The sequence below is a fragment of the Planomonospora sp. ID67723 genome, assembly GCF_015711605.1.
Lineage (GTDB): Bacteria > Actinomycetota > Actinomycetes > Streptosporangiales > Streptosporangiaceae > Planomonospora_A.
The window spans coordinates 272,663-297,191 of the sequence record NZ_JABTEZ010000002.1 but is presented as its reverse complement, the minus strand read 5'-3'; the positions used below and the strand labels follow the sequence as shown (position 1 = coordinate 297,191).

Genomic DNA, 24,529 nt, shown 5'->3' with positions numbered 1-24,529 from the left:
ACTGGACGAAACGGGTGGTGAACCTGTCGCTCCCCCATCGGGCGACGGCGCCCGCCCCGCCTCCGCCCACCGACGACGCGGCGCTGATCGAGGAGTCGCTGGCGGACCCCGACAGGTTCGCCGGGCTGTTCGACCGGCACGCCGACGAGATCCACCGGTACGCCGCACGGCGGCTCGACGACGTCACCACGGCCGACGACGTGACGGCCGAGACGTTCCTCGTGGCGTTCCGCAAGCGCACCCGCTACGACCTGGCCAGGCACGACGCCAGGCCCTGGCTGTACGGCATCGCCTCGAACCTGATCTCCGGCCACCGCAGGGCCGAGACGCGCAGGCTCAAGGCCCTGGCCCGGCAGGCCCCGGAGCGGGCGGCCGGTTTCGAGGAGCGCAGCGCGGAGCGGGTGACCGCGGACGCGCTCCGGCCCGCCCTCGCCGCCGCGCTGGCGAGACTGAGCTCCGCCGAACGGGACCTGCTGCTCCTGGTCGCCTGGGCCGAGCTGACCTACGAGGAGGCCGCCGAGGCGCTCGGCATCCCGATCGGGACCGTGCGCTCCCGGCTCTCCCGGACCCGAACCAAGATCCGCCGTTCCCTGGAGTCGCACGCATGAACGAGGACGAGATCCAGCTGGTGGCGGCCGTCCGGCCGGACGCGCCGCCGTACGACCCGCAGGCGAAGGCCGCGGCCCGGCGGGGGCTGGTCGCGGCGGCCGTCTCGCGCACGCCCGCGCGGTCCTTTCTGCGCGGACCGCGGATGACGCTGCTGGCCGGGGCGCTGGCGGTGGCGGTCGGCGCGACGGCGACCGCGCTGGCGACCGGGATCGCGCCGGCGGCCGGGCCCGGCCCGGATCGCGGGCCGGTCGAGGAGGTCGTCGTGGCGCTTCCCCAGATCGCACCCGTCTCGGCGAGCGAGGTGCTCGACAGGGCCGCCAGCGCGGCCACCCGGACCGGGACCGACCTGGAGCCCCGCGACGACCAGTTCGTCAAGGTCGAGTCGGAGACCATGTACGGCGCGTTCAGCGGGAACGCCACCAACGCCGAAACGGGGGAGACCGTCCCGGAGGCCCGCCACCTCTACCGGACGAAGCGGACGATCTGGCAGTCCGCCGACGGCAGCAGGGACGGCTCGCTGAGGATCGAGCACCTGGAGCCGAGGGCCTACCCCGGCTGGCCCATCCCGGAGGAGGCCCACCGGGAGGCGGGCACCGTCGAGATGCTCCGGCTGCCGGCCTGCGAGCCGCCCCCCGACTTCCTCCGCACCGACTACGCGGCGCTGAAGAGACTGCCGGCCGACGCCGAGGGCATGCGCGCCCATCTCTACGAGGGCGACCGGGGCGGCAACTCCGAAGACGAGGCCGCCTGGACCCGGGTCGGCGACATGCTGCGGGAGAACTACCTGCCCGCCGCGCAGCGGGCCGCGCTGTTCCAGGCCGCCGCGACCATCCCGGGGGTCGACGCGGTGCGGGACGCCGAAGACGCCGCGGGCCGCCGGGGCATCGGGGTGGGCCGGGTGGACGCGGGCGGGATCCGCGAGGACCTCGTCTTCGACCCGGCGACCTACGAGCTGCTCGGCGAGCGCGGGATCGTGGTGGACGAGAAGCTGGCCAAGTCACCCGAGGGGAGCCTGGTCGCCTCCACCGCGCAGTTGTCGGTCACCGTGGCCGACGAGGCCCCCGCGGTGGACGACGACGGGGCCTCCGGCTGCGGCTGACGGGAAAGGGGAAGCCTTGCCCGGGCGGCGGGAACATGACGCTGTTTTTAGCGGGGGCATGACGGAGTCCCACCGCCGCCCGGGAACGCCTGTTCCATGAGAGAGATCAGCGTGATCTTCAGAACCGCCCTCGCCGGAGCCGGAGCCGCAGCCCTCCTGCTCGCCGGGGGCGGCGTCGCCCTGGCCGGCACCACCGCCGGCACCACCGCCGGCGCCCCGGTCGCACCCGCCCCGGTCGCACCCGCTTCGGTCACGCCCACTCCGGCCCCGCCCGCGGCGGCCGGCGAGATCACCTCGGATGAGGCCGTCGCGATCGCCGAGCGCAGCGCTCCCGGAGCCGTGGTCGTGAAGGTGGAGCGCGTGTGGGAGCAGGGCCTGTGGACCTGGTGGGTCCAGATGGAGAAGGGGGTGTGGAGATACGACCTGTACATCTCCACCAAGACCGGAAGGGTCGTCAGATTGAAGATCAACTACATCTGGTGACCCCGGTCGCGCGTCCGGTGGGCCGGTGGCCATCGGGCGCGCACCACACCCCGGTCCCGGTCTCAGACGGTCTCGGGCGTGACCCCGCTCCCGTCGGTTCCGGCCCGGCCGGAAACGCGACCCCGTTCCGGGGTGGACCACACCCAAGAGCTGGGCAAAACGGGGAGATTCATGCTTTTTATGCGGTTCGAGTGACCAAAGGGACGGTACGACCCGAATTGAAATGAGGGCCGCAAGCCTTTTGCGCCCTGTCTCCTTCTTGGGTGCCGCAGGCAACCCCAGGCCGACTCCGGGGGGATCCCACCATGGCCGAACCCGTTCCTCCGCAACCTCCGACCCGTGATCTGTGCGGCACGATGCTCGTGCACCGCGAGCTGCTCAACGCGAGCATGACGTACCGCGCCCAGCGCTCGGTGATCGAGAATCGGGCGCTCCAGTACGAACTCGGACGGCGCACCTCCGCACGCCGCGGTGTGATCACCATCCCGGTCGTCGTCCACGTGGTGTCCAACCGGAACCACCCGGAGCAGGACATCAGCGAGGAGCAGATCCGCAGCCAGTTCACCGTCCTCAACCAGGACTTCCGGGCCGCCAACCCCGACGTGGACAAAGTGCCCGACGTGTGGAAGCCGCTGGTGGCGGACACCAGGATCGAGTTCCGCCTCGCGACCCAGGATCCCAACGGGGATCCGACGGACGGGATCGTCCGGGTGGTGACCGACCGGACCGGGTTCGACCATCGCCACGGCGTCAAGTCGAGCGCGACGGGCGGCTCCGACCCGTGGCCGAGCGACCAGTACCTCAACATGTGGGTCTGCCAGCTGACGGGCGGCCTCCTGGGCTACGCGGCCTTCCCCGGCCAGCCCCCGCACCTCGACGGCGTCGTCATCCTCCACTCCGCCTTCGGCACCACCGGGACGGCCGACTTCCCCGGCAACCCCTTCAACGGCGGCCGCACCGCGACCCACGAGATCGGCCACTGGCTCAACCTCTTCCACGTCTGGGGCGACGACGACGGAGCGTGCACCAGCGACGACAAGGTCGTCGACACGCCGAACCAGGCCGACGCGAACACGGGAATGCCGAGATTTCCCCGTATCACCTGCAACAACGGGCCGAATGGCGACATGTTCGTGAATTACATGGACTACACCGACGACGCGGGCATGTTCATGTTCACGAAGGGCCAGCTCGCGCGGATGAACGCCTGCCTGGAGGGACCGCGCGCCTCCTTCCTGGCCGCGGCGGCCATGCCCGCGCTCGCGCAGGAGGCCACCGTGGGGAGCGCCGCCGGCGCGGAGGCCGCGGAGAAGTTCGTCTCCGACGGTGACGTGGAGCGGCTCCTGCACGACAGCGAGCGGCTGACCGTGGAGGTCCTGAACGACATCCGCGCCGTACTCGACACGGTCGCCGGGCGGCCGCGCGGACGGGAGGCGCGAGGGGGAGTCCGGCGGTAGGGGGCCTGTCCATGAGCGGTACGGTTCCGGACGTCGTGGGCGTCTGGCTGCACTCCTACGAGGAGGACACCGAGACCACGGCGGTGTACCGGCCCCGGGACCATCCTTTCCGCCCCTCGCGGCGACCGCGGCGAGGGCTGGAGTTCCGGGCCGGGGGGACGTTCCTGGAGCTGCGTCCCGGCCCGGACGACCGGCCGCGGGAGGTGACCGGCCGCTGGCGGAGCGAGGGGGGCGACCGCATCCGGGTCGCTTTCCCCGAAGAAGACGGCGCGCCGATCGAGATCTCCGTGATCTCCTGCGCGGACGGCGTGCTCAGGATCGCGAAATGACGTCGGCGAACGACCACGGGGGTCCGATGAGGCAAGGCACTGTCAAGGCGAGAGCCGTGAGGGCGGGCATCGTGAAGGTGCCGGCGGACCCGGACTCCGCCACGGCGCGGATCGCGTCGCCCGGGCTGGACTGGCTCCGGCTCGACGACACCGTCCTCTACTGGACCGGGGACGACGAGCTCTGGGCGTCCGCGCACAGCCGGGCCCGTTCGAACGGGCTCGTCCTGCAGGACCGCCCCCCGCCGGGGCCGGACGGGGAGCTGTTCCTGGTCACCCAGGTGGGGCGCGTGTTCCAGCACGAGCATCCCGACGTCCCCGTGCTGGTCGACAAGGGCCGCTACCTCGTGGTCGGCGTCGATCGGGGACGGCTCGGGCGGATCCCGTCCGGTGAGGACGCCTGTTACAGGATCCAGCCGGTGCCCGCCGGCGCCGTGGTCTTCCGCACCGTGACGCCGGCCGCCCGCGCGCCGGTCCCGCGGATCCAGGCCCTGGTGGACCAGGTTTCCGGGGACTCCTACCAGGGCTTCCTCGGGGAGCTGGTGGGTTTCGGCACCCGCCACTCGCTGAGCGACCGCTTCCACGCGGCGGCGACCACGGCCGGGGATCGGCTGCGGGAGTTCGGCTACACCGTGGAACTGGTCCCGATCGCCGTCGGATCCGGGCGGAGCCACAACGTCGTCGCCGAACGGACGGCGCCGGGCCACGCCCGCGGCACCGTCATGGTCACCGCGCACCTGGACTCGGTCAACCTGCGCGGCGGCCCGTCGGCCCCGGCTCCCGGCGCCGACGACAACGGCAGCGGCGCGGCGGGCCTGCTGGAGATCGCGCGCGTGCTCGCCGGGCACGAGGCCGGCCACGACCTGCGCCTGGTCCTCTTCGGCGGCGAGGAGCAGGGCCTGTTCGGCAGCAGGCGGTACGTCGCGGGGCTGGACCCCGCCGAAGCCGCCCGCATCCGCGCGGTCGTCAACATGGACATGATCGCGACGCTCAACACGGCGACGCCGACCGTGCTGCTCGAAGGCGCCGCACTCTCCCAGGGGCTCATCGACGACCTGGCCGCGGCGGCGGGCACCTACACCGGGCTGGCGGTGCAGCAGTCGCTCCAGCCGTTCAACAGCGATCACGTACCGTTCATCGACGCCGCGATCCCGGCCGTCCTCACCATCGAGGGCGCCGACGGCGGCAACAAGAACGTCCACACCGCCGACGACACCCTTGCCCACATCGACCTCGGTCTCGCCCTTGAGATCGTCCGCATGAACGTGGCGGCCGTGGCGGGGGCATCGGCCTGACCGGCCGGGCTACGGGCGCTTGCCCGGCCCGGAGGGATCGGGCGGGGAAGACTCCGGGCAGACGCGCCGTTCGTTGTCGATGCGCCGGGTCAGGCCGCGTGCGTCGAGGTATTCGAGAAGCGGTACGGCCACGCGGCGGCTGGTGCCCAGGGCCGCCCTGGCGTCGCCGACGGTGAACGGCCCGGGAAGCCGGCGAAGTATGGCCGCGGCCGCCTCGGGAGCCTCCGGGAGCAGGACGACGTTCTTGGCGATCGACAGCAGCAGTCCGGACCGGGTGACCGTCGCCAGAGTCCTGCCGGTCAGGCCGAGTTCGGCCAGCCGCTCGGCGGAGGGGGCGTGGAAGGGCCGCTCGGCCAGTTCGGCGGCCACCGCCGCCACGGCGGGGGGCGGTGCGGCGGCGATGGGCTGGATGCGCCCGTTCCTGACGGTGAGCGGCGGCGCGACGAGCGCCTCGGCGAGTTTCCGGTCGGGGAGACCGAGCAGGGCCGCGGCGGCGTCGACCGTGAGCCCGGGGTCCAGCGCGGCGAGCCGTCGCTGGAGCGCCGACCAGTGAGAGGGGTCGGCGAACCAGTCTCCGGCCACCGGACGGCCGCCGGGCGGACAGCCCATCGCGGTCAGATCCGCCCCGGTGAGCAGTCCGTGCCAGCGCAGGAGGTCGGCCGCGGCGGGGGCGGCCACCCCGGCGAGCTGCGCCGCCCGAGCCGCGGCGGCTCCCCGGCGGCGCAGCGGGGGCGGGCGGACGTCGAGGACGCGGACCCCGGCGACGATCGAGCGACGGCCGGGGTCGCGCAGCAGCGCACGATCGCCGACACGCAGCGGCACCGGCCTGGCGAGGGAGATCCGGGCGAGGTCACCCGGGGAGCCCAGAGGGCGCAGCCGGGCCGGCATCGCCGCCGACCCGATGTGCAGGACCAGATCGCCCTGCGGCGCCGCCGCCGGTTCCAGGCGCACGTCGGCGACGTCCGTGGCCGACCACGCGCCGGGCGTCAGCAAGGTCGCACCGCGCGAGAGCGCGCTCCTGCCGGTACTCCGGAGGTTGACGGCGACCCGCGCCGTCGCGTGCACCCGATCGGTCCGCTCGTTGAGGGTCTGCAGCCCCCGGACCCGCACGCGCTGGGCCCCCGCGACCAGCTCGTCGCCCACGGCGAGAGTGCCCTGAGCGAGCGTCCCGGTGACGACCGTGCCCGCCCCGGCGACGGTGAACACGCGATCGATCCACAGCCGGACGGGCGCCTCCCGGTCGGGCTCGGGGAGCGCGGACAGGACGCGGTCAAGGGCGGCCGCCAGGTCCGGCAGGCCGTCTCCGGTCAGCCCGCTCACGGCGACGGCGTCGATGCCGGCCAGGCTCGTGCCCGCCAGACGGGCGTACGCCTGCCGGCGGGCCTCGGCCGGATCGGCGAGATCGGAGCGGGTGACGACGAGCAGGCCGTGCCGTACTCCCAGGGCGTCCAGCGCCGCCAGGTGCTCGGCGGACTGGGCCTGCCAACCCGCGTCGGCCGCCACCACGAACATCACCGCCGGGCAGGACCCGACACCGGCCAGCATGTTGGTGACGAACCGCTCGTGCCCGGGGACGTCGACGAACGCGACCCGCTCGCCGGAGGGCAGGGCGGTCCAGGCGAACCCGAGGTCGATGGTCATCCCGCGGCGGCGTTCTTCCGCCCAGCGGTCGGGCTCCATCCCCGTGAGCGCCCGGACCAGCGTCGACTTGCCGTGATCGACGTGCCCGGCGGTGGCGATCACTCGCATGCGCGCTCCGCGGCGGCCTCGGCCGGATCACGGTCGAGGCGCTCCTGTGCCGCAGCGAGCCGCCGGCCGGTGAGCAGGACGTCGGTGCGCGTCACAGCGCGACGTTGATCCACTTCCATCCATCCCGGGTGCTGGTCTGCGGAGGCGGACGGGAATCGAACCCGCCGCGCCGAGGTGCTCGGCGCCACTGGTTTTGAAGACCAGGAGGACCACCAGGAACCCAAACGCCTCCGGAGGAGACAATAGCCAATGATCTCCCATAGATCACATCAGACTCACGCAGTACGGCGCTGCCCGCCCGCTGCGGCCGGACCGTCAGCAGGACTTCAGCACCCGCTCCATCGCGGCCTTCTCCGCGGCGGTGACCCAGAGCTCATACTTGATCTTCACTGAGATCTGGCGGGAGACGTAGGGGCAGCGGTAGGCACGGCGCGGCGGCAGCCAGGTCGCCGCGTCGGCGTCGCTCTTCTGGCTGTTCAGCGGGCCGTCCACCGCAAGGAGGTTCAGCGGGTCGTTGGCCAGTTCCCTGCGCTCGGCGGCGCTGAGCTGCCGGGCTCCCTTCTGCCAGGCGTCGGAGAGCGCGACCACGTGGTCGATCTGCACCTCCATGCTGGTCTTCTCGCCGCGCTCGAACTCGATGGTCTTGCCGCCGTAGGGATCCTCCAGGATCCCGGTGAGCACGATGCAGTCGTGGGTGCCTTTCTTGAAGGTCTCGTCCTTCAGGTCCCGTTTGAGGATGTCGTTGCGGGTGTCGCAGCCGTTGTGGTCGACGTCCGCCCACGCGGGCCCGAACTCGTCCCGGTCGAAGCCGGTCTTCGGGCCGCGGCCCTTGACCGGGAGCTTCTCCAGGTCCTTGAGCGCCTCGGCGGCGGACCTGCCCTGTTCGCCGCGCTCGCCGCTCGCGGGTTCGTCGGATATCTTCCCCGCGGGGCCGCAGCCCGCCAGCACGATCGCCAGCACCGCGACGAGCGCGCCTCGTCCCCGCCCCACCTGCGCCTTTACGCCGTCTCTCACAATATTTGGCTACCCGGAAACGGTGAATTTACCCAAACAATCAATCCCAGTCGTAAAAGCCGCGCCCGGTTTTACGTCCCAGCTCACCGGCTGCGACCTTGCGGCGCAGGAGCTCCGGCGGCTCGAAGCGGGGACCGAGCCGCTCGCACAGGTACTCGGCGATGGCCAGCCGCACGTCCAGCCCGACCAGGTCGCCCAGGCGGAGCGGACCCATCGGGTAGCGGTAGCCGAGCACCATCGCCCGGTCGATGTCCTCGGCCGAGGCGACGCCCTCCTCGACCATGCGGATCGCCTCCAGCCCGACCAGCACACCCAGGCGGCTGGTGGCGAACCCGGGCGAATCCCTGATCACCACTCCGGTCTTGCCGAGTCCGGCCACCCACTCCTTCGCCCGGGCGAGGGTCTCCGCCGAGGTCGCGGGGGCCGTGACGATCTCCACGAGCTCCTGGACCGGGACCGGGTTGAAGAAGTGCAGCCCGAGGAAGCGCTCGGGACGCTCCAGCCCCGCGGCGAGCTCCCCGACGGAGAGCGAGCTGGTGTTGGTGGCCAGCACGGCGTGCGGTCCGGCGGCCTTCTCCGCCTCGGCCAGGACCCGGACCTTGAGTGCCGCGTCCTCCGGCACCGCCTCCACCACCAGGTCGGCGCCCGCGGGCACCGGACCGGTCACCAGCCGCGCCAGCGCCTCCTCGGCCGGGGAGCCGCCGTCCCCGGGACCGTCCTTCCTCGCGAGGCCGCCCTTCTCCTCCGCGACCCGCAGCCCGCGCGCGATCCGCTCGCGCGCGGCGGCCGACGCGCGCTCGCCCGCCTCGGCGACCGTGACATGCGCCCCCGTGGCCAGGAACACCTGGGCGATCCCCGCCCCCATCCGGCCTCCGCCGATCACCGCGACGTTCACAGTCCCTCCAAGGCGTCCAGCAGCCATTCGGCAAGGTACCCCGCGAGACAGGCCCGGACGAGCACGCGGTAGGCGTCCGGCCCGGTCCGGTGCAGCACGACCGGAGCGCGGGCCAGCAGGGTCTGCGTGTGCGAGCCGGTGGTGAAGACCTCCGGATGCAGGTCGATCGGGCAGCCGGTCATGAGCACGTCGCGGACCCCCGGCCCGGACAGCTCGACGACGGCCCGCTGCGCCGACACGTCCGTCCCCGCCGTCCCGGTGTCCGCGCCCGCGGGCCGGTCACCGGGTCCACCGCCCGCCGGCGGCTCTCCCACGGCCAGCCACCAGTCGGGCCCGAGCCGCAGTCCCTCCCCCGCCTCCCCACCCATGATCTCCCGCATCGGCAGGAAGGGGAGCTCCCGGATCGTCACCGCAGGGGAGCTCGCGGCGGCGAACCGGCCGGTGAACTCCGCCAGCGGGCTCGCCGCGCGGTCACCGCGGGCCCATTCCGGCACCGGGTCCGCGGCGTCCCCCGGTTCCGGGATCTCCCGGAGGGCGTCACTGCCGGTCCCGGGCCTGCCGGCCGGAGCTCCGGAGCGGGGGGAGGGATCCTGCGGATCGCCGTCACGGCGGGCGTTCTCCGGGTCGTGGAAGACGGGGGAGACCACGGTCACCGGAATCCGCCTGCCGTCGAAGGCGACGAGGCGGTCACCGATCGCGACGCCCGCGGCCATGGCCAGCGCGACGCCGGGGTAGGCGGAGGTGACGTGGCCGATCATCCGCCCGCCGCCGGGGGCCGCGACGAGCTGCGCGCCCTCGGTGAGGGTCTCGGCGGGATCGTCGGGGACGAGGCCGACGAGTCGCCTGCGGTCCGGGCGGGCGGTGTCGGGGCGGGCGTGGGACCGCTTGCCGATGAAGTCGGGCTTGCGCGTGGAGACGATCCACGACATCCCGAGGTCCTGCGGGGTCACGGTCCCGTCGGTCTCCTGCCCGACGATCGCGAAGCCCTTCTCGGCCCGGAGCACGTGCATGGTCTCGGTCCCGTACGGCACCGCGCCCAGTTCCAGCGCGGCCTCCCACAGTGCCGCGCCGTACCAGCGGGGTACGTTGATCTCGTAGGCCAGCTCCCCGGAGAAGCTGATCCGGAAGATCCGGGCCGGGCCGCTCTCCCGGTAGGTCATGAAGGGGAAGTCGTCGAAGTCGACGCCGGGGACCAGCGCCCGGGCGACCGGCCGGGCCCGGGGGCCGACGACCGCGACGACCGCCCAGTGGTCGGTGACCGAGGTGAGCGAGACGTCCAGGTGCGGCCACTCGGTCTGCCGCCACTCCTCCAGCCGGTCGAACACGGCGGCGGCGTTGCCGGTGGTCGTGGTCGCCAGATAGCGGTCCCGTGCCAGGCGGGTGGTGACCCCGTCGTCCAGGACCATGCCGTCGGCCCCGCACATCACGCCGTAGCGGCAGGAGCCGACCGGCAGCGTGGAGAACATGTTCGTGTAGACCCGGTCGAGGAACTCCCCCGCGTCCCGCCCCCTGACCTCGATCTTCCCGAGGGTGGAGGCGTCCATCGCGCCCACCCCGGTCCGCGCGGCGCGGCGCTCGCGCTCGACCGCCTCCTCCATGGACTCGCCGCCGAGCGGGAAGTAACGGGGGCGCTTCCACTGCCCGACGTTCTCGAAGACCGCGCCGCGCGCGAGGTGCAGGCCGTGCATGGCGGTGACCCGGACCGGGTCCGAGAGCGCGCCCCGTTCCCGCCCGGCGAGCACCCCGAAGGCCACCGGCGTGTACGGCGGGCGGAACGTGGTCGTCCCCACCTGCCCGGGAGCCGCTCCGAGCAGCCCCGCCACCACCCCCACGGCCGTCGCCCCGGAGGTCTTGCCCTGGTCGGCGCCGGTCCCGGCGGTGGTGTAGCGCTTGACGTGCTCCACCGAGCGCATCCCCGCCCCGGTGGCCCTCTCGACGTCCGCCACCGTCACGTCCCGCTGGAGATCGACGAACGCCTCCGCGCCGGGGACGGCCCACAGCGCGGCGGGGGGCCGCGGCTCGGGCTCGTCGCACTCGGGGACGTGGAAGGCCTGCCCGGCGGCCCGGGACCCGGCGGCCCAGGACCCGGCGGCGAACCCGTCGGCGATGGCGGCGGCCGTGCCGTACACGCCCCGGCACGCCCCGGCGGACCGTTCGGCCTGCGCGGAGCGGTCGGGGACGAACGCCTGGAGCGCGTCGTCGAAGCGGAGCCGCCCCTGCGACTGGCTGAACAGGTGGACCGCCGGGTTCCACCCGCCCGACACCGCCAGCAGATCGCATCCGACGGTCCGGTCGCCGATCGCCACCCCGGTCAGGATCCCCTCCGCGTCCGCGAGCGTCCCGGTGATCACGGCCCCGTCCCGGCGCGGGTCCACGATCTCCACGATCTCCACCCCCGCGGCGGCCAGGTCGCGCGCGGCCTCGTGTCCGGAGTCGGTGCAGGTGAACACCACCGCCCGGCGGCCGGGCAGCACGCCGTACCGGTTGGCGTAGGTCCGCGCGGCCGAGGCCAGCATGACGCCGGGGCGGTCGTTGCCGGGGAAGGCGACCGGACGCTCGTGCGCCCCGGTGGCGAGCACGACCCGCCGCGCCCGGAGATGCCACAGCCGCCGCCCGCCGCTCTCCCGCCCGCGGTTGGCGTCGCGTTCCTCCACGGCGACGACGTAGTTGTGGTCGTGGTATCCGACGGCGGTGGTCCGGGGCAGCACGCGCACCTCGGGGAGGGCGGCGAGCCGGACGGCGACGGAGGAGACCCACTCCGGGGCCGGGGCTCCGTCCAGGAGGAGCCGGCCGCCCAGCAGGTCGCCGCCGGGCTCGGGCTGGTCGTCGAGCAGGACGACGCGGGCGCCCGCCTCACCGGCCGCCAGCGCCGCCGCCAGTCCGGCCGGGCCGGCGCCGGCCACCAGGACGTCGCAGTGGAGGTGGGCCTTGTCGTGCCGGGCCTCGCCGGGCGGCGCGGCCGGGTCGAGGCGGCCCCGGCCCTGCAGGCTCCACGCCTCGATCCCGTCCCGCAGCTCCACAGTCGTCGCCGCGACCATGGGCTCGTCCCCCACCCGCAGCAGCGCGTTCGGCTCCTCGGCTCCGGCGGTGAAGATCCCGCGCGGCCGTCCGAGATCCACGCTCCGTCCGACGATCCGGACCCCGCAGCCCAGGAGCGCCGAGGCCAGCGTGTCACCCGGGTGCCCGGTCAGCTCCTCGCCGTCGAAGGAGAAGCGCAGCGTCCGCGAGCGGTCGATCCGGCCCCCGGTCTCCCTCCTCATCTCGCCTCCCCGGTCCCGCGGGCGAGCGGGCCCCGCCCTGTCCGATCGCTCTCCGGTTCCCGGCCGGTATCCGGGACGGGCCCGGTCTCGTGGGTGACGGTGTGCCGCCGGATCGAGAACCAGGTCCGGCAGCCGTGGACGTGGAACCAGCGTTCGTGGAACCAGCCCCTGGGGTTGTCGCGCATGAACACGTACCCGGCCCACTCCTCGTCGCTCAGCGCCCCGGGGTCGCGCGGATAGGCGATCCCGGCCTGCCCGCCGTACCGGAACTCGATCTCGTCGCGCGGGCCGCACCAGGGGCACTCGATCGACTGCATCAGGCCGTCACCTCCACGCCGCTCCCGCTGCTCCGCCGCATCAGTGCGCCACCGCCGCCGCGCCGTGCTCGTCGACGAGCGCCCCGGTGGTGAAGCGTTCGAGGGCGAACGGCTCGGCCAGCGGGTGCGGTCTCCCGCGCGCGATCGTCTCGGCGTAGACCCAGCCCGAGCCCGGGGTCGCCTTGAAGCCTCCCGTCCCCCAGCCCGCGTTGATCATCAGTCCCCCCACCGGGGTCGCCCCGATGATCGGCGAGGCGTCCGGCGAGACGTCCACGATCCCGGCCCAGGTCCGCACCACCCGGACCCGGCTGAAGATCGGGAACAGCTCCAGCGCCGCGGCCATCTGCTCCTCCACGATGTGGAAGGCCCCGCGCTGGCCGTAGGAGTTGTACGAATCGATACCCGCGCCCATGACCAGCTCGCCCTTGTGCGCCTGGCTGACGTAGACGTGCACCGCGCCGGACATGACCACGCAGTCCAGCACCGGCTCCAGCAGCTCCGACACCATCGCCTGCAGGGGGTGCGACTGCAGCGGCAGCCGGACGCCGGCCCTGGCCGCCAGCACGCTGGTGTGCCCGGCGGCGGCCAGCGCGACGGTCCCGGCGGCGATCCGCCCCCGCGAGGTCAGCACGGCCCGCACCCGCCCGCCCGCGATCTCGAACCCGGTGACCTCGCATCCCTGGACCAGGTCGACCCCGAGCGCGTCGGCCGCCCGCGCGTACCCCCAGGCGACGTGGTCGTGCTTGGCGATGCCGCCGCGGCGCTGGAGGGTCGCGCCGAGCACCGGGTGGCGGGTGTGCCCGCCGGTGTCGAGGATCGGGCAGAACTTGCGGACCTCGTCGGCGTCCAGCCACTCGGCGTCGACGCCGTTGAGCACGTTGGCGTTGGCCCGGCGCCGTCCCTCGCGCACGTCGTGCGCGCTGTGGGCGAGGTTGAGCACGCCGCGCTGGCTGAACATCAGGTCGTAGTCCAGCTCGGCGGAGAGCCCCTCCCACAGCTTCAGGGAGTGCTCGTAGATGGCGGCGCTCTCGTCCCACAGGTAGTTCGACCGGATGATCGTGGTGTTGCGGGCCATGTTGCCCCCGGCCAGCCAGCCCTTCTCCAGCACGGCGACGTTCGTGATCCCGTGGTTCCTGGCCAGGTAGTAGGCGGTGGCCAGGCCGTGCCCGCCGCCGCCGACGATCACGACGTCGTAGGAGCTCCTCGGCTCGGGGTCGCGCCAGAGGAAGTCCGGGTGGTTCGAGGCGCTCACCGGCGGTCCTGCCGGTCGGTCCGTTCCATGGCGGTCCCATCGCTCGATCGTGGATACGGCGTTTCTGCCGCTCGATCCGGATATGACGGTCGTGTCACTCGATCCCTCGCACGTCGTCCTACCGTTTGATCCGGGACATGTCCGGGTCGAAGAGCGGTTCGGCGGCCACCTCCGCGGGCACCCGCCGCCCGAAGTACTCCACCTCCACGGCGGTGCCGGGCACCGCCGCGCCGGCCGGGAGCCAGGCGTAGGCGATCGCCCGCCGGAGGGTGTGCCCGTAGGCGGCGCTGGTCACGTGACCGGCCGCGCGCCCCTCGTGGAAGACCGGCTCCCTGCCCATGACGACCCGCTCGGTGAGCAGCGGCACCAGCCTGCGCAGCGTCCGGCCGCCGAGCGCCCCCCTGCCGACGAAGTCCTTGCCCATCCGTACGGCCCAGCCGAGTCCGGCCTCCTGCGGCCGGTGCTCCGGGGTCATGTCCACTCCCCACAGCCGGTAGCCCTTCTCCAGCCGCAGGCTGTTGAAGGCGGCCCGGCCCGCCGCGGCCAGCCCGTGCTCCCGGCCCGCCTCCCAGAGCAGGTCCCAGAGCCGCGCTCCGACGTCGGCCGTGGCGTAGACCTCCCAGCCCAGCTCGCCGACGTACGACAGGCGCATCATGGTCACGGGCACCTGACCGACATATCCAGACTTGAGGGTGAAATAGGGAAAGGCGCCGTTGGACAGGTCCAGATCGGTGAGCGGCTGGAGGAGGTCCCTCGCACTCGGCCCCCAGACGCCGACGCAGCAGGTCCCGGCGGTGACGTCCCGCACGCTCACACCCTCCGGCGGCGCGTGCCGTCGCAACCAGGCGAGGTCGAGGTTGCCGTTGGCCCCCACCTGGAACCGCTCCTCGCCCAGCCGGGCCACGGTCAGGTCGGACCTGATCCCGCCCCCGGCGTCGAGCAGCAGCGTGTAGGCGACCGCGCCGGGCGGCCTGTCCACGTTGTTGGTGGTCATGCGCTGCAGGAACGCCGCGGCGCCCGGCCCGGCGACCTCGATCCGTTTCAGCGGCGTCATGTCGTACAGGGCCGCCCGGTTGCGGGTCGCCCACGCCTCCGCCGCGGCGATCGGCGACCAGTAACGCGAGGCCCACGTGTCGCGAGCCTCCGCCCCGACGATCGTCCCGGCACCGGGCTCGTGCCGTACCAGGTCGTCCAGCAGCGCCGCGTTGGCCTCGAACCAGTGCGGCCGCTCCCAGCCCGCGCCCTCCAGGAAGAACGCGCCCAGCTCCCGCTGGCGGGGGTGGAACGGGCTGGTCCGCACCGGCCGGGGCGACTCCATCGGCTGGAGGGGGTGGACGATGTCGTAGACCTCGGCGAAGTTCTGCCCGCCGCGCTCGGCGACGTAGGCGGGTGCGAGCTGGACCTCCTCGAACCGGTTCAGCTCGCACTCGTGCAGGTCGAACGTGGACCGGCCGTCGACGAGCCACTCGGCCAGCGCCCTGGCCACCCCGGCCGAGTGGGTCACCCAGACCGCCTCGGCCACCCAGAACCCGGCGAGCTCCGGCGCCTCGCCGATCAGCGGGAAACCGTCCGGGGTGAAGGAGAAGATCCCGTTGATGCCCTCCTCCGGCTTGGACTCGCCCAGCACGGGCATCAGCTCGGCCGCGTCCCGCCAGGCCGGCTCGAAGTCTGCGGAGGTGAAGGCCTGGACCGAGGGCATGGTCGTGGCGCGCGCCGCGATCTCGTCCTGCCGGACGGGCATCGGCCGGTGGGCGTAGGAGCCGACGCCGACCCTGTCACCGTGCCGGCGGAAGTACAGGTCGCGGTCCTGATGGCGCAGGATGGGCCAGCCGGCCCCCGCCCCCTCCCCCGCCCCGTTCCCGTCTCTCGCGAGATCCCGTACGGCCCGCGCCCCGCGGCTCCCCGCGAGAGCGGGCAACGGACCGGATCGGGCGTACTGGTGGGCCAGGGGCAGCAGCGGCACGGTCAGCCCCGCGAGCTCCCCGACCGCCGGACCCCAGAACCCGGCCGCGCAGACCACGACGTCCGCGGGCACCGTCACCCGCCCGGTGGGGGCGCCGCCTGCCGTACCGCCCTCGGACACCTCGGCGGTCACCCCGGTCACCCGGCCTCCGCGCCGCTCCACCGCCACCACCCGGTGGCCGGGCAGGAAGCGCGCGCCGCGCCCGGCGGCCCGGCGGGCCTGGGCCTCGCCGCAGCGCACCGCGTCGGCCAGGCCGTCGGAGGGGACGTGGAAGCCGCCGTGGACCAGCGAGGCGTCGAGCAGCGGCCAGAGCTCGGCGCACCGCGCCGGGCCGACCAGCTCGCTCTCGACGCCCCAGGAGGTGGCCCAGCCGTGTTTGCGGTGCAGGTCGAGCCAGCGCTCGGGGGTCGTGGCGACCTCCAGGCCGCCGACCCGGCTGAAGCAGGGGCGGCCGTCGAGCGAGAGCTCACGGTATTTCGCGACCGTGTAGGCCGCGAACTCCGTCATCGTCTTCGACGCGTTGGTCTGGAAGACCAGCCCGGGAGCGTGGGAGCTGGACCCGCCGGCGGCGAAGAGCGACCCCTGTTCCAGGACCGTGACGTCGTTCCAGCCACGCGAGGTGAGCTCGTCGGCCAGGGCGCAGCCCACGATGCCGGCACCGATGATCACAACACGAGGCCGGTCCGCCATGCACCCTCCGGGTGTTCCCTACCGCACCAATCGCCGGATATTTACCGAACATAAGGTGCGAATCAGGACCGGACAAGAGGCGGCCGGACGCGGCCGATCCCTGGTCGCGCCGGATCGGGGACGGCTTCCGGTCAGGCCCGCCCGTAGGAGTCTTCGAGGCGCTCGATGTCGTCCTCGTCGAAGTAGCCGAAAGCGATCTCCAGGATCCGGGTGGCGGGCCCCGAGGAGCCGAGCCGGTGGGTCTGGCCCGCCCGGATGAGCACCCGGTCGCCGACCGCGGGCTCCGTCCGGATCCCGTCGATCTCGAAGACCGCCCCGGGGTCCAGGGCCACCCAGAGCTCGTCGCGGTGCTCGTGCCGCTGCAGGCTGAGCCGCTGGCCGGGGGCGACCTCGATGATCTTCACCGTGGTCGGCTCGTTGAGGGTGTAGCGCTCGAACCCACCCCAGGGACGCTCGTCGCGCACAACCGCGCCGAGCCGGTCGACTTCCAGCAAGATGCCCTCCATCTGCTCCATCACGTCACACAAACTCTCGCACGTGCGCGTGACGGATGCGCATTATTCCTGCAACCGGACGATTAACTCCTGAGCTCAGTTTTACTGACTCAGGTGATCAGGATCCCGCCGTCGACCGGGATCACCGCACCGGTCACGTAGGACGCGGCGTCACTCGCCAGGAAGACGGCTGCGGCCACCAGCTCGGCGGGGTCCCCGGCGCGCCCCATCAGGACCCGGTTCTCCAGTTGCCAGGCCATGTAGCCCTCGGCGTACTGCTCGGTCATCTCCGAGGCGAAGAAGCCCGGCTCCAGGCAGTTGACCCGGATCCCGCGCCGCGCGGTCCACTGCTGGGCCAGGTCACGGGTGAGTCCGACGACCCCGGCCTTGGAGGCGCTGTAGGCGGCCTGCGGGAGCCCGGCCGTGGTCTCCCCCAGGATGCTGCCGATGTTGACGATCGAGGAGCCGGGCCGCATCACCCTGGCGCAGGCCTGCGCCATCCAGTAGGTGCCGTGCAGGTTGATCTCCACGACCTGCCGGAACTGCTCGGGCGTCTCCTTCAGCGCGGGCACCGCCGTACCGACACCCGCGTTGTTGATCAGGACGTCCACGGCGCCCAGCTCGGCCACCGCCGCCTCCACCAGGGCCTGGCAGTCCTCCGGCTTGGTGACGTCGGTGGCGACCGCCACGCACCGGCGGCCGGTCTCCTCGACCAGGGCCCTGGTCTCCTCCAGGCGGTCCTTGCGGCGCGCGCCGATCACGATGTCGGCGCCCGCCTCCGCCAGGCCCCGCGCGAACGCGACGCCCAGTCCGGAGGAGGCCCCGGTGACGATCGCGACCCTGCCGTCCAGCCGGAATCGGTCCAGCATTCAGATCTCTCCCTATGCGGCGAACATACCGAATGAGATTCTAGAGCTGGACGGTCTCCCGCCCGCGAGAGGGCTCCCACGGGCGGGCGGCGGCGCCGTTTCTAGAGGCCGTACTCCTTGCTGATGCGCTCGTGCCGCTCGACCTCGACGTCGACGGCCCTGGCCAGGTCGAGCCAGGCCAGCGGGTGCACCCAGCGCTCGGTGGCGTCGTCGAGCACCGCGTCCAGCTCGACCGGGGTGACGTCCGGCGGGATCGCGATCCAGCCGAACACGCCGGGCAGGGGCTCGCCGGTGGTCGGGTGGGTCACCTTGTAGTTCTCGTCGCTGTAGACCCACATCGGCCAGCCGCGCTCGGCCATGACCTCGTTGAACTCGGTCCAGTCGGCCTCGCTGGGCGCCGCGCCGTCGAAGAACCAGCTGGTGTAGCCGCCGGGGCGGAGCATGCTGACCGCCGCGAACGGCGGGATGAAGCTCTCCTGCTCCTCCGGGCTCTCCGGGACGGGCTCCAGCAGCGCCGGGTCGAAGACGACCAGGTCGCCGGCGTTGTACTCCATGCCGGGAGGCTGCGGGATGGCCAGGCGCGCCGTCGCCGGTCCGGTGCGCAGGCTGATGACCGCGCGCTGGCTGCCGTCGGGGGCGGGCAGGACGATGCGCACCAGGCCCATCTCCTCCTCGATCGGGCCCTCGGTGGACTCCAGCGGCATGCCGATCTTCGCGGCGCCGGCGCGGACGGTCTCCCAGTCCTCGGCGGCGGTCGCCATTGTGATCATCCGCCAGACGTCCTCGGTCTCGATCTCCTCGGTGTCGAGGATCTCGCGGAGGACCGCGGCGCCCTTGGCGTTGTCGCCGCCCTGCTGGACGGCGGTGGCCCACAGGCGGCGCGCCTCGATGCCCGCGCCCGCGGCCACGCCCGCCTCGCCCTCGGCCGCGGCCTGCTCCCAGCGCTCCCTGGCGCGGTGCAGCCGGCCCAGGGCCAGGTGACGCTGGGCGGCGGGGAGCCGCTCGGCCATCTGCTCCAGCCGCTCGTCCTGACGGGCCTCGATCAGCAGGCCGGTGAGGTAGGAGACGTCCTGCTCGTCGGCGGACTCGATGGCGCCCGACTCGACCAGCATGGTCCAGTAGATGTCGGCGCCCTTGGCCGGATAACCGAGGAAACCGAGCGTGGTGGTATGGCGGCGGGTGGCCTCGATGTCCTGCCCGGACAGCGGGGCCAGCCAGCCCACCCAGCGCTCAGGGTCGGCGTTGAAGCCGTCGGCGGCGTCGAAGTAGGCGACCAGCTCGTCCTGCGGCCCGGGGGCCTCCGGCGGGGTCGCCTTGTCGGCGGCGGCCCGCAGGGCGGCGATCCGGCCGGCGGCCTCGTCGGGCTTCTTGAGCTCGGCGGCGGCGGACTCGGCGAGGTCGGCCAGCATGCGGGCCTGCCAGACGCCCTTGCGGGCGACGGCCAGGTCACCGGCGACGAGGGCGAGCTCGACCCGCGCGCCGTAGGCGCCCATGACGGCGAAGTAGTCGATCCACTGCTTGAGGACGCGGCCGAGCTGCCAGCTGTTGGTGATCTGCGCCGAGCCGGCGAGCCTGCGCACGGCATGCGCCCACTCCACCCAGTCACGGGGGTGGTCACCGACCACGTCGAGGTCGGGCAGGGCCTCCACGGCCTCCGGCACGCGCTCCAGGGTGGCGAGCACGAGCGCGCGCAGCACGCCCTCGCGGCGCGCCTTGGCCACCGGATCGGCGGGTGCGAACCCGGCCGCGGCGTCGAGCGCGGTGAGCGCGTCCTGCGCGCGGCCCGCGGCGAGCAGGGCCCTGGCGGAGGCCGCCCCCAGCTCCCAGCTCGCCTCGCGACCGGCCCCGGCCAGCTCCGCCACCGCGGCCTCCGCGTGCGCGACGGCCTCGTCTGCGCGGCCCGCGTCCACCAGCGCGCAGACGTACTGCTCGGCGAAGGCGGAGAACGCCGGCGAACCGGACCCCACCTGGGCGGCGGCCAGGGACTCCAGCCGCTCGGCCGCGTAACCGGAACCGTCGGTGTTGGCCTGGGCGATCGCCAGCGCCAGGACGGCGCCGGGGGCGGCCGGGCAGTCGCGGACGTCGTCACGCTGGGCGAACTGCACCAAGGTGCGCGCGTCGTCGAGGGCGACCACGCCCTGGGCGCGGTCGCCGATGCGGCCGATCAGGTGCCAGTAGCGGGCGTAGAACTCAAGCCAGGGCAGCTCCAGGTTCTCCGCCTGCTGGGCGATGGCCGGCGCCAGCACGTCGAGCTGGGCGTACCGGCCCTCCAGCGCCTGAGCGGGCACGTCACCGATCGCCATCGCCAGGCCGGTGTTGCCGGCTTCGTGCAGTTGCCGCTGGGTGTCGCCGACCCAGGCCCAGATGTCCACGTCCATGGAACGTCAGTCTGCCAGGTCGGGGGGGATGCCCCAAACGAACCGGCTCCCCCGCCCCACCCGCCCGGCCGGTCTCCTCCCTCAGCCCGCCCGGCCCACCAGCTCCACCAGCTCGGCGGACTCCTCGTCGCCCAGCGCGGAGAAGAACGGCGCCATCATCCGGTCGGTGAGCTCCTCGGCCCGCGCCCGGCGGGCGAGCGTCTCCGGCCCCGGCGCGGGGTACGGCTCCGGCCAGCCGAAGAAGCGCGCCATGTCCTCCCCGGAGACCAGTCCCAGCGGGCTGCCCTCATGGGAGCTGAACACCATGGCCTCCAGCGGCGTCAGTCCCTCGGCCAGCACGGCCACCGCGTGCAGACCGCCGCGCAGCTCCCTGACCAGGTGCATCAGATGGGTGACCCGGGCGGGGGCGTCATCGGGCAGCGGAAGCGCCCGCCAGCCGGCGAAGAGCGGGGCGCAGAGCGCGGAGGCGTCCCGCACCACGGGCTCCAGCAGCTCGGCCAGGCGCGCGGCCCCGGCGAAGTCTCCGAGCCTGCGGCGGCCCCAGTCGTGGCAGGCCCCCGCGTAGAGCTCGACCGCCCGCTCCACCGGCAGGCTCTTGCCCGCCTCCCAGTTCGCCCTGACGTCGTCGGCGGTGAAGAAGACCGTGGCCGCCATGACCACGTCGGCGTCCACCTCTCCGAGCACCCCGCACCGGCCGCGGAAGTACATCGCCCGTGGAGGCGTGCCGGTCTGCTCGCACACCGCCTTGACCTCGCGCGAGATCATGAACCCGCCGCCGAGCGTCCCGATCTTCCCCTTGACCGCCGCCGCCGTCACCTGTGGGTCAGCCATGCCGTTCCTCCTCGGTCTATCGAAGGAACCCAGCATCTCCTACCGGAATGATGCTCTGCAAGCTAAAGAGTGATCTCCCCTGACGCCACGAGGACCGCGGGACCGGCGAGGTAGCTGGTCCGCTCGTCGAGGGTCACGGTGACGGTGCCGCCGAGGATCTCGACCTCCCAGCTCCCGGTGGACTCCCCCGCCAGGTGCGCGGCGGCCACCGCCGAGGCGACCGCGCCCGTGCCGCAGGACCGCGTCTCACCCGAGCCCCGCTCGAAGACCCGCATCACGACCCTGCGCGGGCCGACCGCGTTCAGCAGCTCGACGTTGACCCCCTGCGGGAAGTCCGCCGGGTCGAAGGCGGGCGGGCGGGTCAGGTCGAGCCCGGCCACCGGGTCGCCGATGACGCATGCCAGATGCGGGTTGCCCATGTCGACGCGGAGCCCGCCGTACTCGCGCCCGGAGACGGTGGCGCGGCTCTCGCCCAGCACCCGCGGCGGGCCCATGTCGACCGTCACGTCACCGGTCGCGGCCAGACGCACCCGCTTGACCCCGCCCCGCGTCGCCACCCCGAACTCCCCCGCCTCGGCCAGGCCGGCGTCGACCAGGTACCGGGCGAAGACCCGGACCCCGTTGCCGCACATCTCGGCCACGCTGCCGTCGGCGTTGCGGTAGTCCATGAACCACTCGGCCTCGCCGGCCTGCCCGGCCACCTCCGGGCTGAGCTTGGTCCGCACCACGTGGAGCACGCCGTCGCCGCCGATCCCGGCCCGGCGGTCGCAGATGGCGGCCACGAGCGCCCCCGGCAGCTCCAGCTCGCCCTCCGGGTCGGGAAGGATGACGAAGTCGTTCTCGGTGCCGTGACCCTTTACGAAATGCATGGTCTCAGCCTATTGACGGCGACGCCGCGCGTCGCGGCTCGGGGGGCCGCAACCGGCTCCCGCCCCCGTCACGTCCTCGCCGTGTCCACTGCGCCGTGTCCACTGCGCCGTGTCCACTGCAGCGTGTCCACTGCGACGCTGACACGTCGCGGCCCGTGAAACCGCCGCGGTCGCGATCGGCATCCGGCTCCGCCGCCCGGACTCATGATCTGCGAGACGGGCCCCGGTTCACCGGCGCACCGTCGCGAGCGCCCGCTCCAGGAGGTCGGGGGCCTGCTGGGGAAGCCAGACCACGCGGGGGTCGCGGCGGAACCACGACTCCTGGCGGCGGACGAACCTGCGGGTCGCCCGGATCGTCTCCTGCATGGCCTGCTCCTCGCTCCACTCCCCGGACAGGAACCGCAGCACCTGGGCGTAGCCGAGCGCGCGGCTGGCCGTACGGCCCTCGGCCAGACCCTCCCCGGCCAGCTTCCGCACCTCCTCCACCAGCCCGGCCTCCCACATGCGCTCCACCCGGAGCGCGACCCGCTCGTCCAGCACGTCCCGGGGCACCTCGACGCCGAGCTGCACGCTGTCGTAGACCGCGTCGTAGGACGGCATCGTGGCGGAGAACGGGCGCCCGGACAGCTCGATGACCTCCAGCGCGCGCACGATCCGGCGCCCGTTGCCCGGCAGGATCGCCGCGGCCGCCTCCGGATCGCGCTCTCGGAGCCTCTCGTGGAGCGGAGCCGGTCCGACCCGCTCCAGCTCGGCCTCCAGCCGCGCGCGGATCTCCGGGTCGGTGCCGGGGAATTCCAGGTCGTCGAGCGCGGCCCGCACGTAGAGCCCGGACCCGCCCACCAGGACCGGCACGACCCCTCTGGCCGTCAGGTCGTCCATCAGCGGCCGGACCAGCGCCTGGTACTCCGCCACGCTCGCCGTCTGGCGCACGTCCCAGACGTCCATCAGGTGGTGGGGAACCCCGCGCCGCTCCTCCATCGAGAGCTTCGCCGTCCCGATGTCCATTCCCCGGTAGAGCTGCATGGAGTCGGCGTTGATCACCTCTCCCCCGAGTTCGAGGGCGAGGTCGACGGCCAGGTCGGACTTTCCGGCCGCCGTGGGACCGACGACGGCGATGACAGGTAGCTGAGGCACGGCGACAAGTCTCTCAGCCCCGCTCAGCCCCACAGAGTCGGCTGCAGGTAGCCCTCCAGGGTCAGCAGCCATCGCTTGGACTCGACGCCCTCTCCCCCGCTGAAGCCGCCCAGGCCGTTGCTCGCGACCACCCGGTGGCAGGGCACGATGACCGGGATCGGGTTGGCGCCCATGATCGACCCGATGGCCCGGGCCGGGATCCCGCCTCCGCTGCGGGCGGCCAGCTCGCCGTAGGTCACCGTCCGGCCGTAGGGGACCGTCGCGTACAGCGTGCCCAGGACGCTGCGCTGAGCGGCCGTGGTCAGCCGCCAGTCCACCGGGACGGTGAAGACCCGCAGCCGCTCGGCGAAGTAGTCCGCGAGCTCGCCCAGCACGGGAGCCGTCCGCTCCGGGGCGTCCGCCTCGGCCAGCCCGAGCCCGTCGATCAGCCGCTCGCCGAGCCGGCGCCTGCCGCCCCAGCCGACGCCCGCCACTCCGTCCTCGGTGACCGCGACCGTCATCTCCCCCAGGGGTGTGGGCAGGCTCCCGAACGCCACGGTTCCTACCATTGGGAATGTGTCCCTTCGCGAACTCGTCGTTCTCGGCACCTCCAGCGCCGTCCCTACCCGCCACCGTAACCACAATGGATATCTCCTGCTATGGGATGGTCAGGGCTTCCTGTTCGACCCCGGCGAGGGCACCCAGCGCCAGATGACCCTGGCGGGCGTCGGTTCCCATGACGTCACCTGGATCTGCGTCACCCACTTCCACGGCGACCACTGCCTCGGCGTTCCCGGCGTCATCCAGCGCATCGCCAGGGACGGTGTCGCCCACCCCGTCCAGGCCGCCTACCCGGCGGGCGGCGAGACCTACTGGCGGCGCCTTCGGCACGCCTCCGTCTTCGCCGACACCCAGGTGATCGCCGAACGTCCGGTCTCCGGCGAGCGCGCGACCTTCGACGCGGGCCCGGTGGCCCTCACCGCCCGCCCGCTCTCCCACCCCGTCGAGTCGTACGGCTACCGCATCGACGAGCCCGACGGCCGCCGGATGCTCCCCGGGCTGCTGCGGGAGCGGGGTGTCGAGGGCCCTGCGATCAGCAGGCTCCAGCGCGAGGGGACGGTGACCGCGCCGGACGGCTCGGCCGTGCGGCTGGAGGACTGCAGCGAGCCGCGCCCGGGTCAGAGCGCCGCGTTCGTCATGGACACCCGGCTCTGCGACGGGGTGTTCGCGCTCGCCGAGGGGGTGGACCTGCTGGTGATCGAGTCGACGTTCCTGTCCGGTGAGGCGGCGCTGGCCACCGACTACGGGCATCTGACCGCCGCCCACGCGGGTCGGGTGGCGGCCGAGTCCGGGGTCAGGCGCCTGGTTCTGACCCACATCTCCGAACGCTACGGTCCCGCCGACGAGCCCCGCTTCGTCGACGAGGCGCGCGCGTTCTTCGACGGCGACATCGTCCTGGCGCGGGATCTGGCGCGCGTCCCGGTCCCCAGGCGCCCCTGACGGCACCCGGCTGACCGGGTCGGCATGCCCGGCTGACGGCACCCGGATGGCGGCACCCGGATGGCG

General features: G+C 73.3%; 21 protein-coding genes and 1 tRNA gene. 7 read left to right on the top strand and 15 right to left on the bottom strand.

All coding sequences use genetic code 11. From position 1 onward, the window contains the following. The first annotated feature begins 17 nt into the window (after positions 1–17). The 6 genes from HS041_RS14025 to HS041_RS39280 all read left to right on the top strand — a co-directional run bounded on the left by HS041_RS14025 (position 18) and on the right by HS041_RS39280 (position 5,269). The gene (locus HS041_RS14025) at positions 18–608 is read left to right on the top strand and encodes an RNA polymerase sigma factor (protein WP_307845288.1); all 591 of its coding nucleotides are present in this window, start codon (positions 18–20) and stop codon (positions 606–608) included. Further along, positions 605–1,708 carry a CU044_5270 family protein gene (locus HS041_RS14020; protein WP_196441125.1) on the top strand — a complete coding sequence of 368 codons (1,104 nt, stop codon included), beginning with the start codon at positions 605–607 and terminating at the stop codon, positions 1,706–1,708. Before HS041_RS14025 ends, HS041_RS14020 begins: the two co-directional genes overlap by 4 nt. A gap of 111 nt (positions 1,709–1,819) precedes the next feature. Continuing rightward, the gene (locus HS041_RS14015) at positions 1,820–2,191 is read left to right on the top strand and encodes a PepSY domain-containing protein (protein WP_196441124.1); all 372 of its coding nucleotides are present in this window, start codon (positions 1,820–1,822) and stop codon (positions 2,189–2,191) included. A gap of 305 nt (positions 2,192–2,496) precedes the next feature. Next, positions 2,497–3,648, top strand: coding sequence for a zinc metalloprotease (locus HS041_RS14010; RefSeq protein ID WP_196441123.1), 1,152 nt, complete (start codon positions 2,497–2,499; stop codon positions 3,646–3,648). Between the two features lie 11 nt (positions 3,649–3,659). Then, on the top strand, positions 3,660–3,977 hold the full coding sequence (locus tag HS041_RS14005; RefSeq protein ID WP_196441122.1) for a hypothetical protein: 318 nt from the start codon (positions 3,660–3,662) through the stop codon (positions 3,975–3,977). Between the two features lie 56 nt (positions 3,978–4,033). Further along, the gene (locus tag HS041_RS39280) at positions 4,034–5,269 is read left to right on the top strand and encodes a M28 family metallopeptidase (protein ID WP_196441121.1); all 1,236 of its coding nucleotides are present in this window, start codon (positions 4,034–4,036) and stop codon (positions 5,267–5,269) included. Positions 5,270–5,278: 9 nt separating this feature from the next. On the opposite strand, the gene selB is transcribed toward HS041_RS39280, so the two are convergent. From selB to HS041_RS13925, 15 genes are all read right to left on the bottom strand, one after another. Further along, positions 5,279–7,018: a selenocysteine-specific translation elongation factor gene (gene selB / locus HS041_RS13995; RefSeq protein ID WP_196441120.1), complete on the bottom strand. Its 1,740-nt coding sequence runs from the start codon at positions 7,016–7,018 to the stop codon at positions 5,279–5,281. A 137-nt stretch (positions 7,019–7,155) separates the two neighbouring features. Next, positions 7,156–7,250 (bottom strand) — tRNA-Sec (locus tag HS041_RS13990). Positions 7,251–7,333: 83 nt separating this feature from the next. Then, entirely contained in the window at positions 7,334–8,032 is a 699-nt protein-coding gene (locus tag HS041_RS13985; RefSeq protein ID WP_307845287.1) for an HNH endonuclease family protein, read from the bottom strand. A 40-nt stretch (positions 8,033–8,072) separates the two neighbouring features. Continuing rightward, the gene (locus tag HS041_RS13980) at positions 8,073–8,954 is read right to left on the bottom strand and encodes a 3-hydroxyacyl-CoA dehydrogenase family protein (protein ID WP_196441119.1); all 882 of its coding nucleotides are present in this window, start codon (positions 8,952–8,954) and stop codon (positions 8,073–8,075) included. Next, entirely contained in the window at positions 8,924–12,187 is a 3,264-nt protein-coding gene (locus HS041_RS13975; RefSeq protein ID WP_196441118.1) for a 2Fe-2S iron-sulfur cluster-binding protein, read from the bottom strand. Before HS041_RS13975 ends, HS041_RS13980 begins: the two co-directional genes overlap by 31 nt. Next, positions 12,184–12,504 (bottom strand): sarcosine oxidase subunit delta, encoded by a 321-nt coding sequence (locus tag HS041_RS13970; RefSeq protein WP_196441117.1) that lies wholly within the window; start codon positions 12,502–12,504, stop codon positions 12,184–12,186. Before HS041_RS13970 ends, HS041_RS13975 begins: the two co-directional genes overlap by 4 nt. A gap of 40 nt (positions 12,505–12,544) precedes the next feature. Continuing rightward, the gene (locus HS041_RS13965) at positions 12,545–13,756 is read right to left on the bottom strand and encodes a sarcosine oxidase subunit beta family protein (protein ID WP_196441116.1); all 1,212 of its coding nucleotides are present in this window, start codon (positions 13,754–13,756) and stop codon (positions 12,545–12,547) included. Positions 13,757–13,874: 118 nt separating this feature from the next. Beyond that, positions 13,875–16,409 carry a GcvT family protein gene (locus HS041_RS13960; RefSeq protein ID WP_196441115.1) on the bottom strand — a complete coding sequence of 845 codons (2,535 nt, stop codon included), beginning with the start codon at positions 16,407–16,409 and terminating at the stop codon, positions 13,875–13,877. A 131-nt stretch (positions 16,410–16,540) separates the two neighbouring features. After that, positions 16,541–16,924: a phosphomannose isomerase type II C-terminal cupin domain gene (locus HS041_RS13955; RefSeq protein WP_196442481.1), complete on the bottom strand. Its 384-nt coding sequence runs from the start codon at positions 16,922–16,924 to the stop codon at positions 16,541–16,543. Between the two features lie 89 nt (positions 16,925–17,013). Continuing rightward, a complete protein-coding gene (locus tag HS041_RS13950) occupies positions 17,014–17,772 on the bottom strand; it encodes an SDR family NAD(P)-dependent oxidoreductase (RefSeq protein ID WP_196441114.1) in 759 nt (252 codons plus the stop codon). A gap of 101 nt (positions 17,773–17,873) precedes the next feature. Further along, a complete protein-coding gene (locus tag HS041_RS13945; RefSeq protein WP_196441113.1) occupies positions 17,874–20,150 on the bottom strand; it encodes a tetratricopeptide repeat protein in 2,277 nt (758 codons plus the stop codon). 81 nt (positions 20,151–20,231) lie between these two features. After that, positions 20,232–20,981, bottom strand: a complete 750-nt coding sequence (locus tag HS041_RS13940; RefSeq protein WP_230879060.1) for an SCO6745 family protein — start codon at positions 20,979–20,981, stop codon at positions 20,232–20,234. Positions 20,982–21,043: 62 nt separating this feature from the next. Further along, positions 21,044–21,850, bottom strand: a complete 807-nt coding sequence (gene dapF, locus HS041_RS13935) for a diaminopimelate epimerase (protein WP_196441112.1) — start codon at positions 21,848–21,850, stop codon at positions 21,044–21,046. 228 nt (positions 21,851–22,078) lie between these two features. Beyond that, positions 22,079–22,984 (bottom strand): tRNA (adenosine(37)-N6)-dimethylallyltransferase MiaA, encoded by a 906-nt coding sequence (gene miaA, locus HS041_RS13930; RefSeq protein ID WP_307845285.1) that lies wholly within the window; start codon positions 22,982–22,984, stop codon positions 22,079–22,081. A gap of 23 nt (positions 22,985–23,007) precedes the next feature. Beyond that, positions 23,008–23,520 (bottom strand): methylated-DNA--[protein]-cysteine S-methyltransferase, encoded by a 513-nt coding sequence (locus tag HS041_RS13925; protein ID WP_307845284.1) that lies wholly within the window; start codon positions 23,518–23,520, stop codon positions 23,008–23,010. 19 nt (positions 23,521–23,539) lie between these two features. Between HS041_RS13925 and HS041_RS13920 the strand changes: the two genes are divergently transcribed. Next, a complete protein-coding gene (locus tag HS041_RS13920) occupies positions 23,540–24,463 on the top strand; it encodes a ribonuclease Z (protein ID WP_196441109.1) in 924 nt (307 codons plus the stop codon). Positions 24,464–24,529 lie beyond the last annotated feature (66 nt).

What these genes read in the sequence shown, in the direction of transcription:
- HS041_RS14020 (WP_196441125.1), top strand. Translation starts at nt 605, where the DNA reads ATGAACGAGGACGAGATCCAGCTGGTGGCGGCCGTCCGGCCGGACGCG.
- HS041_RS14010 (WP_196441123.1), top strand. Translation starts at nt 2,497, where the DNA reads ATGGCCGAACCCGTTCCTCCGCAACCTCCGACCCGTGATCTGTGCGGC.
- HS041_RS14005 (WP_196441122.1), top strand. Translation starts at nt 3,660, where the DNA reads ATGAGCGGTACGGTTCCGGACGTCGTGGGCGTCTGGCTGCACTCCTAC.
- selB (WP_196441120.1), bottom strand. Translation starts at nt 7,018, where the DNA reads ATGCGAGTGATCGCCACCGCCGGGCACGTCGATCACGGCAAGTCGACG.
- HS041_RS13980 (WP_196441119.1), bottom strand. Translation starts at nt 8,954, where the DNA reads ATGGCTGCTGGACGCCTTGGAGGGACTGTGAACGTCGCGGTGATCGGC.
- HS041_RS13975 (WP_196441118.1), bottom strand. Translation starts at nt 12,187, where the DNA reads ATGAGGAGGGAGACCGGGGGCCGGATCGACCGCTCGCGGACGCTGCGC.
- HS041_RS13970 (WP_196441117.1), bottom strand. Translation starts at nt 12,504, where the DNA reads ATGCAGTCGATCGAGTGCCCCTGGTGCGGCCCGCGCGACGAGATCGAG.
- HS041_RS13960 (WP_196441115.1), bottom strand. Translation starts at nt 16,409, where the DNA reads ATGGCGGACCGGCCTCGTGTTGTGATCATCGGTGCCGGCATCGTGGGC.
- HS041_RS13955 (WP_196442481.1), bottom strand. Translation starts at nt 16,924, where the DNA reads ATGGAGCAGATGGAGGGCATCTTGCTGGAAGTCGACCGGCTCGGCGCG.
- HS041_RS13950 (WP_196441114.1), bottom strand. Translation starts at nt 17,772, where the DNA reads ATGCTGGACCGATTCCGGCTGGACGGCAGGGTCGCGATCGTCACCGGG.
- HS041_RS13945 (WP_196441113.1), bottom strand. Translation starts at nt 20,150, where the DNA reads ATGGACGTGGACATCTGGGCCTGGGTCGGCGACACCCAGCGGCAACTG.
- HS041_RS13940 (WP_230879060.1), bottom strand. Translation starts at nt 20,981, where the DNA reads ATGGCTGACCCACAGGTGACGGCGGCGGCGGTCAAGGGGAAGATCGGG.
- dapF (WP_196441112.1), bottom strand. Translation starts at nt 21,850, where the DNA reads ATGCATTTCGTAAAGGGTCACGGCACCGAGAACGACTTCGTCATCCTT.